A 14,005-nucleotide genomic window follows, 5' to 3' on the forward strand; every position below is an offset into this window, starting at 1 on the left:
CCGAGCCTACCGAAATTTGAGACCGAGTTAAATTTCTTACCGAGTAACGGTGACGTGCAGGCGGGACAGCGCGTCCGCCAGCACCCCGAACGCCCGCTCCGCCGCCGCCACCGCCTCGCCCCGCACGTCCTCGACCCGCTCCCCCGCGGCGATCCGCCGCCAGTTCTCCTGCGCGAGGATCCGCCGCACGGCGACGATCTGACCGGCGGCCAGCCGTCCGTCGAGCCCGCCCCCGAGCGCGCCCGCCAGTGCCTCCTCGGACCGCTCCAGATGCCCGTGCAGCCGCGCGACCAGCGCCGGTGTCCCGTACAGCAGCGCGTGGAAGGCGAGCACCCCGGGGTCGTCGTTCAGCCCGGTGACCGGATCGCACCGCTCCAGCCCGTCCAGGAAGTGCCGCCGCAACGCCTCGACGGGCGAGGGCCCCTCACCGGCCACCCGCGCGGCCTCGCCCTCGTGGTCGGCGATCCGGAACAGGACGAGGTCCTCCTTGGCCGGGAAGTACCGGAACAGCGTCGGCTTGGAGATCCCGGCCGCGGCGGCCACCTCGGCCACGGACACCGCGTCGAAGCCCCGCTCCAGGAAGAGCCGGATCGCGGTGTCCGACACGGTCCGGTACATCCGCCGCCTCTTGCGCTCCCGCAGCCCCGTCTCGCTCATGCGGCGAGCCTACGGGCACGCCCGGGCGCCGGCACGAAGCCCTCGGGCGGCCGGGCGCACCGCGTCGATCCGCACCCCGGCGGACGGGGGCGCCACGGCAGCGGCGCTCAGAACAGGTCCGGGCACCACGGTCGCCTGGACGTGCGCAGCAGGGCGTCGGCCCGACGGGCGGCGCCCGCCCGTTCCTCCCGCACCCGGCCCGGGTCCCGCGCCATCATGCGGGTCAGCAGGCCGCGCCGGCGGTGGGTGGGGGCGACGGTGATGTCGGTGACGGCGTCGGAGGGCACGCTCGCCCCGCCGGCCACGGTCAGTTCCTGCGCGAAGGAACGGAACGTCGCGACGCAGCGCCCGCCGTCGAAGGCCCCGACCGGCCGGCCCGGCGTGGACTGCGCCCGGCGCGTGGCGAGGATCTCCCCGGCCGAGGTGGGCTCGCGCAGGAACCCGGTGTTCACGGCCCGGTCCCAGTCGGCGAACTCGGACTCGCCGACCGGGCGTGCGTCGATGCCGGAGCGAGTGGTCATGGCCCCACCGCAGGTCGGCCGCGCGGCAGGTGTCGAAGGCGTTTCCCCGTCCCTCCGGCGCCCCACGCTCACCCGAGCAGGTCGTCGACCTGCGCCTCCCCCTCCCGGTACCGGCGCGTCATCTCCGCACCGCACTCGTCGGCCGTCCGCTGCAGCCGCTGCCGCCGCCGGGACACCTGCTGCTCGTAGCGCACGAGCCGTCCCATCGCGGTGTTCAGCTCCCCGTCCGTACGCGCGCCGAGGTCGGACAGCTCCACCTCGGCGAGCATCTCCGCCGCCAGCTTCCGGTACTCCTCGCCCTGCGGCGTCCCCAGCGTCACATGGCGGGCGGAGGAACGGTGCCGGGCCGGCGCGTCCCGCAGGATCTCCGGCAGCCGCTGCACGACGGACGCGTCCCCCGCCGCCGCGGCCGAGGGCGGGTCCCCGGGCACCCGTAGGGCCAGTTCCGCCCGCAGGATGTCGATCCGCCCCTGGAGCAGCCGCCGCACGTAGCTGAGGTCGGCCTCGTCCCGCTGCGCGTCGCGGCGCACGGAACGCAGCGCGGGCAGCGTGAGCACGGTCGGATCGACCGCCGGTCCGTCCTCGGGCAGCACCGGGCTGTCCGTGCGCTGCGTGGGCGGCCGGTGGAACTCGCGCTCCCGGATCCCCGCCTGGGTCGACGAGACAGCCGCAGGCGGCTGCCCCCTTCCCGGTGTGCTCATGTGCCTCAACCGTCCCCTCGACCGGCGTGTGCCAGCATCGTGCCACCCCGGGCGGCCCCTATGTGAGCGAGTGTCCCCGATCCGCCCCAGATGGGCCCTAAGGAGTAAAAATAGCCCGGCCGGGGTCCCGCGCGGGGCGCCGTCGGTCCCCTGTTCGCCGACCGGCATGATGGTCGGATGCGAGCAGTGGTGCAGAGGGTCGACGGCGCGAGCGTCGTGGTGGACGGCGAGACGGTGGGGGCGATCGAGGGCGAGGGGCTGTGCGTCCTCGTCGGCGTCACCCACGAGGACACCGAGGAGAAGGCGGCCCAGCTCGCCCGCAAGCTGTTCACGGTCCGCATGCTCCAGGACGAGAAGTCGTGCGCCGACACCGGCGCCCCGCTGCTGGTGATCAGCCAGTTCACCCTTTACGGCGACGCCCGCAAGGGCCGTCGCCCCACCTGGAACGCCGCCGCCCCCGGCGACCTCGCCGAACCCCTGGTCGACGAGGTGGTCGCACGGCTGCGCGCACTGGGCGCGACGGTGGCCACGGGCCGCTTCGGCGCGCGGATGAGGGTGTCACTGACCAACGACGGCCCGTTCACCGTCCTGCTCGAGATCTGAGCCGCCTCGCCGGTCAGGGCTCGACGACGGTCTCCTGCGCGGCCGCCGTCTCCCCGGCGACCAGCCGCGCGTCCACGGGCACATTCCGCTTCACCAGCGCCAGTGCGACCGGCCCCAGCTCGAAGTGGCGCGCGGACGTGGTGACGAACCCGACCCTGCGCCCGTCCGGGCCCTCGTCCGCCAGCCGGATCTCCGTCCCCGGCGCGGGCAGGTGGACCTCGCTGCCGTCCAGGTGCAGGAAGACCAGCCGGCGCGGCGGCTTCCCCAGGTTCTGCACCCGGGCGACCGTCTCCTGGCCCCGGTAGCAGCCCTTCTGCAGGTGCACCGCACCGCCGATCCAGCCCAGCTCGTGCGGGATGGTGCGGTGGTCGGTCTCGAAGCCGAGCCGCGGCCGGTGCTGCTCGACCCGCAGCGCCTCGTGCGCGAGGATCCCGGCGGCAGGACCCGCCTTCTCCGCGTACGCCTCCAGATCGGCGCGGGGCAGGAACAGATCCCTGCCGTACGGCGTCTCGCGGACCACGGCCCCCTCGGGCACCTCCGCGATGGACCCGGCCGGCAGGTACACCACCGCGACATCGGCGGTGCGGTCGGCGACCTCGACCCGGTAGAAGAACTTCATCGACTCCAGGTACGCGATCAGCGCCTCACGGGTGCCGGGCTCCACGTGCGCCCAGACCGTCTCCCCGTCGTCGACCAGGTAGAGCGCGTGCTCGATGTGGCCGTTGGCGGACAGGATCAGGGCCTCGGTGGCCTGGTGCGGCGGCAGGTCGCTGACGTGCTGGGTGAGCAGCAGGTGCAGCCAGCCGAGCCGTTCCGGCCCGGAGACGGTGACGACCCCGCGGTGGGACAGGTCGACGAAACCGGTGCCGCCGGCGAGGGCGCGCTGCTCGCGGAACAGATCGCCGTAGTGGGCGGCCACGCCTTCGTCCACGCCCTCGGCGGGGACGGCGCCGGGCAGGGTCAGCAGAGGGCTCTTCATACCACCAGCCTACGACTCGGTAGTTGAAGCCTTCAGGGAGCAGTCCTCGCACCTGCCGAAGATCGCGAAGTGCTTCATGTCGGTGTCGAAGCCGAACTGCTCGCGCAGCTTGGCGGTGAACTCGGCGGCCACCGACAGGTCGGCCTCGATCACGTCGGTGCAGTCCCGGCAGACCAGGTGGAGGTGCTGGTGCCGGTCGGCGAGGTGGTACGTCGGCGCGCCGTGCCCCAGATGGGCGTGCGAGACGAGACCGAGCTCCTCCAGCAGCTCCAGCGTCCGGTACACGGTGGAGATGTTGACCCCCGACGCCGTCTTCCTCACTTCGCCGAGGATGTCGTCGGGGGTCGCGTGTTCCAGGGTGTCCACGGCTTCGAGCACCAGCTGCCGCTGCGGGGTCAGCCGGTAGCCGCGCTGCCTGAGGTCGCTCTTCCAGTCGGTGCTCACCACACCACGAGTCTAGGCCTACTTGAAGAAGGCGATCCCGTCGTCCGGCATGTCGTCGGGCAGGGCCTTGGCCCAGCGCTCGACCTCCTCCGGGGTGACGACCTTCTTCAGGTGCGCCGACATGTAGGGGCGCAGCTCGACCTCGGGGGTCTGCTTCTCGCCGACCCACATCAGGTCGCTCTTGACGTAGCCGTACAGCCGCTTGCCGCCGGTGTAGGGCCGGGCGGCGGCGGTGCGCGCCACCGCGTCCGTGACCAGGTCGATCTGCGGCTTGCCCTCGGCCAGCTCGCCGTACCAGATCTCGATGACGCCGTCGTCGCGGGTCATCGTCACCTCGACCTTGCGGTCCGCGTCGATCCGCCAGAAGCCGTGCTCGGACTCCAGCGGCCGGACCTTGTTGCCGTCGCCGTCCAGCACCCAGGTGCGGGACGTGTACTCCAGGAAGTCCCGGCCGTCATGGCCGAAGGTGACCTCCTGGCCGAAGTTGCACTTCTCGGCACCGGGGAAGTCGTGCACGCCCGCGCCCGCCCAGTTGCCGAGCAGGAAGGCGAGCGGGAGGAGGTCCTTGTGCAGGTCGGACGGGATCTCGATCATGAGCGGAACTTCCTAAGCCTGGGATCAGCGCTGGCCCTGGAACAGCTTCTTCACCGTCAGCCCGACGAAGGCGAGAACGCCGACGGCAACCAGGACCAACAGGATTTCGAAGAAGAGTTCCACGAGGTGCTCCTTGAGCGGGGTGCGGTGGTGTGCGCAGGGCCGGGCCCCAGCTTACGCGGCCGGGTCCGGCCCCCGTCGTGCGAGGTGCGCCTGTCCGCGCTCGGCCCAGCAGCCGGCTCCGCGGCACCACCGTCCGCCGGGACGGCACGGCGTGCACCTGCCCGGTCCCGGACGCCGCGACGGCCGGAGCCGCGTCCGCCGCTCCCGGCTCGTCCGGGGCGGCGGCTGCTTCTTCCGATGGCCGCAAGAGGTGTCCCCCACAGAAGGTGAAGCGCGCACTCCGTCCGTGCGCGCACAGGAGACCCACAGCCGGCGGTCGAAGTTGCGGCAGGCGTGATTACGATTCGGTCATGGCCAAGAAGCTCGTGATCAAAGTGACCGCGGGAACCGACGCCCCCGAACGCTGCTCGCAGGCGTTCACGGTGGCCGCGGTCGCCGCGGCCAGCGGTGTCGAGGTCTCCCTGTGGCTCACCGGGGAGTCCGCGTGGTTCGCCCTGCCGGGCCGCGCGGCCGAGTTCGACCTCCCGCACGCCGCCCCGCTCCCCGACCTCCTCGACTCGATCCTGGCCACCGGCCGGATCACCCTGTGCACCCAGTGCGCGGCCCGCCGCGACATCACGGAGAAGGACGTCATCGAGGGCGTGCGGATCGCCGGCGCGCAGGTCTTCGTCCAGGAGGCCGTGGCGGACGGGACACAGGCACTCGTCTACTGAGCGGCCCGCACCACAGGCGGCACGGCGCCACCCCCGCGCCACGTCCCCGGCGCTACCCGGGGCCCTTCCCGCCGTCCAGCTCGTCCCACCACTCGTCGGACTTCGGGTCGCCGGAGGGGTCGTCCCACCAGCGGTCCTCCGGCCCCCGCCGGTTGGCGACCACCGCGGCGACCGGCGGGATGACCATGGCGACCAGGCACATGCCCACGGCCACCGGCACCGACCAGAGCCGCACGACGCCCCAGGCCAGGACGAACAGCCCGATGCAGGTGCCCATCATGGCGAAGTAGACGTGCCGCCTGCGCGCGTACATACGTCCAGCGTAGGTCCGTCCGCGCACGCCGGAGGGCCGCACCCCGGGCGTCCAACCCGTGGGGTGCGGCCCGCCGGCCGTTCCCGAACCCTCAGACCGCGATCGCGACCTCGGCCAGACCACCCTGCTGGGCGACGACCGTGCGGTCGGCGGTGCCGCCGGGCACCAGTGCGCGGACGGTCCAGGTGCCCTCGGCCGCGTAGAAGCGGAACTGACCGGTGGCGGAGGTCGGGACCTCCGCGGTGAACTCGCCGGTCGAGTCCAGCAGGCGGACGTAGCCCGTCACCGGCTCGCCGTCGCGGGTCACCTGACCCTGGATGGTGGTCTCACCGGGCTTGATCGTCGAGGCGTCCGGGCCGCCGGCCTTCGCACCGCACATGTCTTACTCCTGAAGTGGTCTGGAAAGGTCGGTCGGGGGGACTACTTGCCGGAGCCGAGCTCGATCGGCACGCCGACGAGGGAGCCGTACTCGGTCCAGGAGCCGTCGTAGTTCTTGACGTTCTCCACGCCGAGCAGCTCGTGCAGCACGAACCAGGTCAGCGCGGAACGCTCACCGATGCGGCACAGGGCGATGGTGTCCTTGGCCAGGTCGACCTGCTCGTCCTCGTAGAGCGCCTTGAGCTCCTCGTCGGACTTGAAGGTGCCGTCGTCGTTGGCGTTCTTGGACCACGGGATGTTGCGGGAGGTCGGCACGTGGCCGGGGCGCTGCGACTGCTCCTGCGGCAGGTGCGCCGGGGCGAGCAGCTTGCCGGAGAACTCGTCGGGCGAGCGCACGTCGACGATGTTCTTCGTGCCGATGGCGGCCACGACCTCGTCGCGGAAGGCGCGGATGGACGCGTCCTGCGGCTTGGCCCTGTACTCGGTCTTCGCGCGCTCCGGCACCTCGTCGCCGGGGACCAGCTCGCGGGCGTCCAGCTCCCACTTCTTGCGGCCGCCGTCGAGGAGCCTGACGTTCTCGTGGCCGTACAGCTTGAAGTACCAGTAGGCGTACGACGCGAACCAGTTGTTGTTGCCGCCGTAGAGGACGACCGTGTGGTCGTTGGCGATGCCCTTGTCCGACAGGAGCTTCTCGAAGCCCTCCTGGTCGACGAAGTCACGGCGGACCGGGTCCTGCAGGTCCTGCGTCCAGTCGATCCGGATGGCGTTCTTGATGTGGTTCTTCTCGTAGGCGGACGTGTCCTCGTCCACCTCGACGATGGCGATGGTCGGGTCGTCCAGGTGCTCCTGGAGCCAATCGGCGTCGACCAGGACGTCGCTGCGACTCATGCTCTTTCTCCTCCGGGGCAGTTTCGGCGGGGCGTGCAGGTGAGAGGGCGCGCGTGCCCGCAGACGGGCCGTGCGCACAGATGCCCTCGACGGGGCGGGGGAATACGGACGGCGACGCGTCCGCTCAGAAGGTGCGACAGAGCATGGCGGCGACACGGCACAGGTCTACTGCCCGCCGCTTCGTGAGATCCGCCTGTCGCTTCATGACACCGATCGTAGGGAGACCCGGGCGCACGTGTCACCGGGGTGTCGCATACTGAGACGCGATCGTCCGCAATGCGGGACCGCTCAGGTGCCGGACCGGCTCCCGCCCGCCCCCGCACCCCCCGGGCCCGCCCTCACATCTGCCCTACGGACGCACCGTCTCGCCTGTCGGACGCCATGGCCCGCCGAACCGTCGCCTATCCGACCAGACGGACGTCGGAACCCTTCACCTTGATGTCCACACCGTTCTCCGCGGCCTCGACCTTGTCGAGCCGGATCCCGCCGGGCAGTCCGTCGATCCTCTGCTCGAAGTCGGTGATCCGCCGCACCTGCGACTCGGCCGGCGCGATCCCGCCGAACTCGGGCAGCGCGTCGGCCTGCACGCGCACGGTGTCGCCGTCCACGACCGTCACCGAGCTGAGCACGGAGACGGGCTCGGGCAGCGTGCCCAGCGGGGTCTCCACCTCCACGGCGACCCTGATCTTCCCGTTGCCGCCGTCGGAGAGGCCGATGACCTTGGCCGTGACACCGGGTGCGACCTGCGTGGACTCGGACTTGGCGGTCTTCAGCAGTTCGTCGTAGGCCACGGTGGCCGTTCCGGTCGCGCTGTCGGCGACGGCGGAGCCGAAGTCGCTGGAGAACTCCACGCCCCTCATGTCGGCGCGCAGATCCCCGATGCGAATCCGCTGGCCACCGTCACCGGTGCCGGCCTCGTAGTTCTCGATGCCGACCCGGACCTCGTCGAGGGAGCCGCCGACCACCTGGGTGAGGAAGGGGAAGCCCGTGATGGACACGTCGGGGGTGGCCGCGAGGTTCTCCGCCGCCTTCAGGCGGTCCGCCGCCTCGCCCTCGGCGACGTTGACCGCGATGCGGTCCGCGATCACGAAGAGTCCGCCGAGTATCACGGCGGTGATGATCAGTACTCGGAGTGCGCGCATGCGGTGATCCCCCACCTGGCTCTTGACGACGACTGTCCCCCGACGACCGGGGTGGCCGTCCAGCGCGAGGGTAGCCGCGGGGCGGGCGAAACCGGGAAACTGTCGATCAGCTGTGACAGGGGGTACGGGCGGCCGGGCCGTTCGGGCACCGGGGGCGGCACGACCGTCAGCCGGCCATCCGGCCCAGCACGTACACCGCGGGCGCCGCGGCGGCCAGAGGAAGCGCCACGCCCGCCGTGAAGTGCACGAACCGCGAGGGGTAGTCGTAGCTCGCGACCCGGTGGCCGATCAGCGCGCAGACCGCCGCCCCCGCACCCAGCAGCGCACCACCCGGGGCCCCCGGCCCCGTCATCCCGCCCACCGCGTACCCCGCACCCGCCGCCGCCGCCAGCGCGACCACCACGGACACGGCCGTCGGCAAGGGCAACGCCCGCGCCACCACCGCCGCCGCCACGGCGACCGCGCCCACGGTCACCGCGTCCGCGTCCGCCGCCAGGTATCCGCCCGCGGCAATCGCCAGCGCCGCCGCGGCGACCGTCGCCGTCAGGCCGTACATCCGCTCGTCGGGATCGGCGTGCGACCGCAGCTGCAGCACCAGCGACAGCAGCACCCACACCCCCAGCGTCCCCAGGATCGCCGCGGGCGAGCGGCCGGACACCAGCAGCGCCGCGTCCGCGGCCAGCGCGCCCAGGAACCCCAGCGCGATCCCCTGCCGCGCCGGCCACATGCCGTTCAGCCGGAACCAACCCGCCGCCGTGACTCCCTGGAGCAGCACCAGCGGCACCACGAGCCCGTACGTCCCCAGTGCCGCGCCCCCGGCGAGCAGCAGCCCCAGCAGCGCGGTCAGCGCCGCCGGCTGCATCCCGGGCTCGATGACCGGCGACCGTCCCTCCGCCCGCGCCCGCTGCGCGGCGGTGAGGCGGGTGTTCCCGCCGAGGGTGGCCGGCCCGTACTCGGGCGCGCTCCCGGGACCCGGCGGAGCGGAAGCAGGGGCGGGAGCGCCGGCGGGCGCCGCGTACCCCTGCTGCGGCAGATACGACGTCTCCTCGGCAGCCGCCCTCACCGGCGGCTGCGTCCGCGTCTCCCACGTCTGCCCCTGCCACTGCTGGGTGTACTGCTGATCCGCGTACGGATCCGCATGCCCCTGCTCCCCGGGCCACCCCTGCTGCGGCTGCACCTGCGGCGGCTGCTGCTGATACGGCCCACTGGCCCCGTGCTGATACGGCCCACTGGCCCCGTGCTGATACGGCCCACTGGCCCCGTAAGGCTCACCGGTTCCGTAGGGCTCACCGGCCCTGTAGGGCTCATGGGTCCCGTACGGCCCACTGGCCTCGTACGGCTCACCGGTCCCGTACGGCTCATACGGCTGGTTCGTCATCGCTCACCCTCCTGCGAACGGCGGAAGCACCTCGACCGTGCCGCCGTCGGCCAGCCGTACCGTCTCATGTGCGCGGGCCCCCACGGGATCACCGTCGACCAGGAACGAGCACCGCATCAGCACGCGGGCGAGTTCGCCGGCGTGCCGCCCGCGCACCGCGTCGAGCGCCTCGGCGAGCGTGGCCGCCTCGTACGGCTCCTCGGCCACCCCGGCCGCGGCCTTGGCGGCGGCCCAGTACCGCACCGTGACCTTTGCCATCTGCTGGTTCCTCAATCGGTTGACGGTGAACACCGTCAGGCTAGCCCGCCCGGGCGACCGCCCAGTCCCCGATCCGCCGCAACAGTCCCTCCGGCGCGGCGTTCTCGGCATGTCCCATGCCGGCCTCGACCCACAGCTCCCCGCCCTCCCCGGCGGCAGCCGCCAGCATCCGCGGATGATCGAGCGGGAAGTACCCGTCCCGGTCCCCGTGCACGATCAGCAACGGCGTGGGCGCGATCCGGGGCACCGCCTCCACCGGCGACAGCGGCACCGGGTCCCACCGCCGGTGGTGGATCCTCGTCCGCAGCCCGTACCGCCCCACCAGGCGCCCCGCGGGCCGGGTCACCAGCCAGTGCAGCCGCCGCATCGGAGCGGTCCCCCGGTAGAACCACCGCGCGGGCGCGCTCACCGAGACGACGGCGTCCACCCCCGCCCGAGCGCCGTCCGCCGCGTGCCGCAGCACCACCGAGCCCCCCATCGAGAAGCCCACGGTCACCACCCGCGCATGCCCCAGCTCCCGCGCCCAGCCCACCGCCGCCGCGAGATCCAGCACCTCCCGGTCGCCCACCGTGGACCGCCCGCCGGACGCGCCGTGCCCCCGGAAGGAGAACGTCACGACGCCCCCGTACCGCGTCAGCGCCCGGGCCACCCGCCGCACGTGCGGCCGGTCCGCGTCCCCCGTGAACCCGTGCGCGACCACGAACACGAGACCGGAATTCCCCGCCCCGGATCCGCCGTGCACCACCTCCCCCGGTTCGTACACGGAATCGATCGGCACGCCGTCCGCAGTGCGCAGGAACGTCCGCGAAGACCCGGCGCCCCGCGTCGCCTCGCGCGCGCCGTCCCGCGCCCCGTCACGTGCCGCCCCGTGCGTCTCGGAATACGGACCACTGGTGGATCGCGCCACATGACCTGCCGGGCCGGTGCTCATGTCGGCTATTCTGCTGCGAAGAGGACTCGGGCAGTGAAGCCCCCGGGTCCTTTTGTGCTTTCGGAAGCGTTGTATACGAACGCGGGAAACCGCCGGTGTACGAGCCGTCGAACGCACGCAGCAGGGCCGTGGACTCCCCCACCGCCTTGACGGCGTGGGAGGTGCCCCCATCGCAGGGACCGAGGAGGAACCAGACGTTATGGGCGAGCGAACCGAGCACGCACACGAGACGACCCCGATGCGGGCAGGTGAGGGGCGATGAGTTCGCTGCTGCTCCTGACCAACGCACTCCAGCCGTCGACGGAGGTGCTCCCCGCCCTCGGCCTGCTCCTGCACCACGTGCGGGTGGCTCCCGCGGAGGGCCCGGCCCTCGTCGACACCCCCGGCGCCGACGTCATCCTCGTCGACGGCCGGCGCGATCTCCCGCAGGTCCGCAGCCTGTGCCAGCTGCTGCGCTCCACCGGCCCCGGCTGCCCCCTCGTCCTGGTCGTGACCGAGGGCGGCCTCGCCGCCGTCACCGCGGACTGGGGCATCGACGACGTCCTCCTGGACACCGCCGGTCCGGCCGAGGTCGAGGCCCGTCTGCGCCTGGCCATGGGCCGCCAGCAGATCGTCAACGACGACTCCCCGATGGAGATCCGCAACGGCGACCTGTCCGTCGACGAGGCGACCTACTCCGCCAAGCTCAAGGGCAGGGTCCTCGACCTCACCTTCAAGGAGTTCGAGCTGCTGAAGTACCTCGCGCAGCACCCCGGCCGGGTCTTCACCCGCGCCCAGCTGCTGCAGGAGGTCTGGGGCTACGACTACTTCGGCGGCACCCGCACGGTCGACGTACACGTACGGCGCCTGCGCGCCAAGCTCGGCCCCGAGCACGAGTCGCTGATCGGCACCGTACGGAACGTCGGTTATCGATTCGTTACGCCGGAGAAGGTCGAACGCGCGGCCGAGGACGCCAAGGCGAAGAACGGCAGGCAAAAGGCGGCGGATGCGGACGAGACGACCACGAGCGGCGCCACCGGTGTCCGGGCCGGGGCGTGAGCGACGCACGCATGAGCGTTGCGTTCGCACGGACGAGCCGTTTCCGTGCCGTTCGGGACCGTTTTCACGCCCTGCCCGGAACGGGTATATCCGCGTAGACTCCGCGCGTGGCCAAGGTAACCAGGGATGACGTGGCGCGGCTGGCGGGGACGTCCACCGCCGTCGTCAGTTACGTCATCAACAACGGACCCCGGCCGGTCGCCCCGGCCACGCGCGAGCGCGTCCTCGCCGCGATCAAGGAGCTGGGGTACCGGCCGGACCGGGTCGCCCAGGCGATGGCGTCCCGGCGCACGGATCTCATAGGCCTGATCATCCCGGACGCGCGCCAGCCCTTCTTCGGGGAGATGGCGCACGCGGTCGAACAGGCCGCCTCCGAGCGCGGGAAGATGGTGCTGGTCGGCAACACCGACTACATCGGTGAGCGCGAGGTCCACTATCTGCGCGCCTTCCTCGGGATGCGCGTCTCCGGGCTGATCCTGGTCAGCCATGCCCTGAACGACCTGGCCGCCGCGGAGATCGAGGCCTGGGACGCCCGGGTCGTCCTGCTGCACGAACGCCCGGAGGCGATCGACGACGTCGCCGTCGTCACCGACGACCTCGGCGGTGCCCAGCTCGCCGTACGCCACCTGCTGGAGCACGGCAACGAGTACGTCGCCTGTGTCGGCGGCACCGCGGAGACCCCCGCCGTCGGCGACCCGGTCTCCGACCACGTCGAGGGCTGGCGGCGCGCGATGGACGAGGCCGGCATCCCGACGGAGGGCCGCCTCTTCGAGGCCCCGTACAACCGCTACGACGCCTATCGCGTCGGCCTGGACGTCCTCTCCGGTCCGGACCGCCCGCCCGCGGTCTTCTGCTCCACCGACGACCAGGCGATCGGCATCCTGCGCGCCGCGCGTGAGCTGCGCATCGACGTGCCCGGTGAGCTCGCGGTCGTCGGGTTCGACGACATCAAGGAGGCAGCGCTCGCCGACCCGCCCCTGACCACGGTCGCCTCCGACCGCTCGGCGATGGCGCGCGCGGCGGTCGACCTGGTCCTCGACGACGGCCTGCGGGTGGCGGGCTCGCGCCGCGAACGCCTGAAGGTGTTCCCGTCCCGCCTGGTGCTCCGCCACTCCTGCGGCTGCTCGTAACCGGTCACCGCGAGGCGCTCGCCACCACCGGGCGAGTGCCACCACCGCGAGGTGAACCCCCACGCACACCGGAGCGGGCCCCACCCGTCCCGACCCGCCCTTATGCCGGGCATACGAGGTTCTGCCGGGCTTCTCAGTGAGCACTCAGGATGCTCTCATCGTCGGGCGCGAGGCTCGTAGCCATGACCGAGAGCCTGCGCCCCAGCGACGAGTACGAGAGCAGCCCCCACCAGGCGAACCCCGAGTGGCCGCCCCCGCCGGCACACACCCCGGCGCCCGCGCAGCCCCCGCGGCGCAAGCGGGCCCGCGGCCCGGCCGCCCTGCTCGCGGCCGTGGCGATCGTCGCGGCGGCCGTCGGCGGCGGCACCGCGTACGGCGTGCAGGAACTGACCGGCAACGACACGGTCGCCTCCGGGAGCCCGACCGGCACCGGCGTGGTGCCGGCGAGCCGGAAGGGCACGGTGTCCGGCGTCGCCGAGGCGGTCGGCCCGAGCATCGTCGAGATCAACGCCGTCTCCGGTGCCGGGTCCTCCACCGGCTCCGGCGTGATCATCACCGACGACGGCGAGATCATCACCAACGACCACGTCGTCTCCGGCGCCTCCTCGGTCGAGGTGCGGACCGGCGACGGCAGGACCTACGACGCCGAAGTCGTCGGCACCGACAGCTCCAAGGACCTCGCGCTGATCAAGCTGGAGAACGCCTCCGGCCTGGAGGCGGCCACCCTCGGCGACTCCGACGGCGTCCAGGTCGGCGACCAGGTGGTGGCGATCGGCTCCCCCGAGGGCCTGACCGGCACGGTGACCAGCGGCATCGTCTCGGCCCTCGACCGCGACGTGACCGTCTCCACCGACGAGAGCCAGGGCCGGCAGGACGGCGGCTGGCCGTTCGAGTTCGGCGGCCGGGAGTTCAACGGCGACACCGGCGGCTCCACGACCACCTACCAGGCGATCCAGACCGACGCGTCCCTGAACCCCGGCAACTCCGGCGGCGCGCTGATCGACATGAACGGCGACGTCATCGGCATCAACTCCGCGATGTACTCGGCGAGCGGCACCGGTTCGTCGTCGTCCGAGGCGGGCAGTGTCGGACTGGGCTTCGCCGTCCCGGTCGACACGGTCAAGGCCGGCCTGCAGACCCTGCGCTCCGGCTCCACGACCTGACGCGTCCCCCGCCGGACGTGCGAGGCTGAGGACCCGGAGCCGCGACCCCCG

18 protein-coding genes and 1 pseudogene are annotated in these 14,005 nt (G+C 72.4%); 5 read left to right on the forward strand and 14 right to left on the reverse strand.

Going from position 1 to position 14,005, the window contains the following annotated elements:
* Positions 1-36: 36 nt before the first annotated feature.
* The 3 genes and pseudogenes from ACF07S_RS09020 to ACF07S_RS09030 all read right to left on the reverse strand — a co-directional run bounded on the left by ACF07S_RS09020 (position 37) and on the right by ACF07S_RS09030 (position 1,879).
* On the reverse strand, positions 37-657 hold the full coding sequence (locus ACF07S_RS09020) for a TetR family transcriptional regulator (protein ID WP_391973782.1): 621 nt from the start codon (positions 655-657) through the stop codon (positions 37-39).
* 185 nt (positions 658-842) lie between these two features.
* Positions 843-1,178, reverse strand: a pseudogene (locus ACF07S_RS09025) (GNAT family N-acetyltransferase); the annotation flags it as partial.
* A 68-nt stretch (positions 1,179-1,246) separates the two neighbouring features.
* On the reverse strand, positions 1,247-1,879 hold the full coding sequence (locus ACF07S_RS09030) for an aerial mycelium formation protein (protein WP_391963872.1): 633 nt from the start codon (positions 1,877-1,879) through the stop codon (positions 1,247-1,249).
* 177 nt (positions 1,880-2,056) lie between these two features.
* On the opposite strand from ACF07S_RS09030, the gene dtd reads away from it, so the two are divergent.
* The gene (gene dtd / locus ACF07S_RS09035; RefSeq protein ID WP_391963873.1) at positions 2,057-2,482 is read left to right on the forward strand and encodes a D-aminoacyl-tRNA deacylase; all 426 of its coding nucleotides are present in this window, start codon (positions 2,057-2,059) and stop codon (positions 2,480-2,482) included.
* 13 nt (positions 2,483-2,495) lie between these two features.
* Here the strand turns inward: dtd and ACF07S_RS09040 are convergent, their stop codons facing one another.
* The 3 genes from ACF07S_RS09040 to ACF07S_RS09050 are packed head-to-tail and all read right to left on the reverse strand — an operon-like array spanning position 2,496 to position 4,499.
* On the reverse strand, positions 2,496-3,461 hold the full coding sequence (locus ACF07S_RS09040) for a YgfZ/GcvT domain-containing protein (RefSeq protein WP_391973783.1): 966 nt from the start codon (positions 3,459-3,461) through the stop codon (positions 2,496-2,498).
* A gap of 9 nt (positions 3,462-3,470) precedes the next feature.
* Positions 3,471-3,908 (reverse strand): Fur family transcriptional regulator, encoded by a 438-nt coding sequence (locus ACF07S_RS09045; protein WP_391963875.1) that lies wholly within the window; start codon positions 3,906-3,908, stop codon positions 3,471-3,473.
* 15 nt (positions 3,909-3,923) lie between these two features.
* Complete coding sequence (locus ACF07S_RS09050) at positions 3,924-4,499, reverse strand: FABP family protein (RefSeq protein ID WP_391963876.1); 576 nt, start codon at positions 4,497-4,499, stop codon at positions 3,924-3,926.
* 473 nt (positions 4,500-4,972) lie between these two features.
* On the opposite strand from ACF07S_RS09050, the gene ACF07S_RS09055 reads away from it, so the two are divergent.
* Positions 4,973-5,335 (forward strand): DsrE family protein, encoded by a 363-nt coding sequence (locus ACF07S_RS09055; protein WP_391963877.1) that lies wholly within the window; start codon positions 4,973-4,975, stop codon positions 5,333-5,335.
* A 52-nt stretch (positions 5,336-5,387) separates the two neighbouring features.
* Here ACF07S_RS09055 and ACF07S_RS09060 read toward each other — a convergent pair whose 3' ends face one another.
* The 8 genes from ACF07S_RS09060 to ACF07S_RS09095 all read right to left on the reverse strand — a co-directional run bounded on the left by ACF07S_RS09060 (position 5,388) and on the right by ACF07S_RS09095 (position 10,623).
* A complete protein-coding gene (locus ACF07S_RS09060) occupies positions 5,388-5,648 on the reverse strand; it encodes a DUF3099 domain-containing protein (protein WP_391963878.1) in 261 nt (86 codons plus the stop codon).
* Positions 5,649-5,739: 91 nt separating this feature from the next.
* Positions 5,740-6,027 (reverse strand): DUF1416 domain-containing protein, encoded by a 288-nt coding sequence (locus tag ACF07S_RS09065; RefSeq protein WP_004986406.1) that lies wholly within the window; start codon positions 6,025-6,027, stop codon positions 5,740-5,742.
* A 41-nt stretch (positions 6,028-6,068) separates the two neighbouring features.
* On the reverse strand, positions 6,069-6,914 hold the full coding sequence (locus ACF07S_RS09070) for a sulfurtransferase (protein WP_391963879.1): 846 nt from the start codon (positions 6,912-6,914) through the stop codon (positions 6,069-6,071).
* Positions 6,915-7,038: 124 nt separating this feature from the next.
* Positions 7,039-7,119, reverse strand: coding sequence for a putative leader peptide (locus ACF07S_RS09075; protein ID WP_350310325.1), 81 nt, complete (start codon positions 7,117-7,119; stop codon positions 7,039-7,041).
* 196 nt (positions 7,120-7,315) lie between these two features.
* The gene (locus tag ACF07S_RS09080; protein ID WP_391963880.1) at positions 7,316-8,056 is read right to left on the reverse strand and encodes a DUF2993 domain-containing protein; all 741 of its coding nucleotides are present in this window, start codon (positions 8,054-8,056) and stop codon (positions 7,316-7,318) included.
* Positions 8,057-8,222: 166 nt separating this feature from the next.
* Positions 8,223-9,434 carry a hypothetical protein gene (locus ACF07S_RS09085; RefSeq protein ID WP_391973784.1) on the reverse strand — a complete coding sequence of 404 codons (1,212 nt, stop codon included), beginning with the start codon at positions 9,432-9,434 and terminating at the stop codon, positions 8,223-8,225.
* Between the two features lie 3 nt (positions 9,435-9,437).
* Positions 9,438-9,692, reverse strand: coding sequence for a MoaD/ThiS family protein (locus ACF07S_RS09090; RefSeq protein WP_391963882.1), 255 nt, complete (start codon positions 9,690-9,692; stop codon positions 9,438-9,440).
* Between the two features lie 40 nt (positions 9,693-9,732).
* Positions 9,733-10,623 (reverse strand): alpha/beta hydrolase, encoded by an 891-nt coding sequence (locus ACF07S_RS09095; protein ID WP_391963883.1) that lies wholly within the window; start codon positions 10,621-10,623, stop codon positions 9,733-9,735.
* A gap of 258 nt (positions 10,624-10,881) precedes the next feature.
* On the opposite strand from ACF07S_RS09095, the gene ACF07S_RS09100 reads away from it, so the two are divergent.
* From ACF07S_RS09100 to ACF07S_RS09110, 3 genes are all read left to right on the forward strand, one after another.
* Positions 10,882-11,661 (forward strand): response regulator transcription factor, encoded by a 780-nt coding sequence (locus tag ACF07S_RS09100; RefSeq protein ID WP_391963884.1) that lies wholly within the window; start codon positions 10,882-10,884, stop codon positions 11,659-11,661.
* 107 nt (positions 11,662-11,768) lie between these two features.
* Positions 11,769-12,791, forward strand: coding sequence for a LacI family DNA-binding transcriptional regulator (locus tag ACF07S_RS09105; protein WP_391963885.1), 1,023 nt, complete (start codon positions 11,769-11,771; stop codon positions 12,789-12,791).
* 182 nt (positions 12,792-12,973) lie between these two features.
* Positions 12,974-13,954, forward strand: a complete 981-nt coding sequence (locus ACF07S_RS09110; protein ID WP_391973785.1) for a S1C family serine protease — start codon at positions 12,974-12,976, stop codon at positions 13,952-13,954.
* Positions 13,955-14,005 lie beyond the last annotated feature (51 nt).

Source organism: Streptomyces sp. NPDC016640 (assembly GCF_043076215.1).
Taxonomy (GTDB): Bacteria; Actinomycetota; Actinomycetes; order Streptomycetales; family Streptomycetaceae; genus Streptomyces.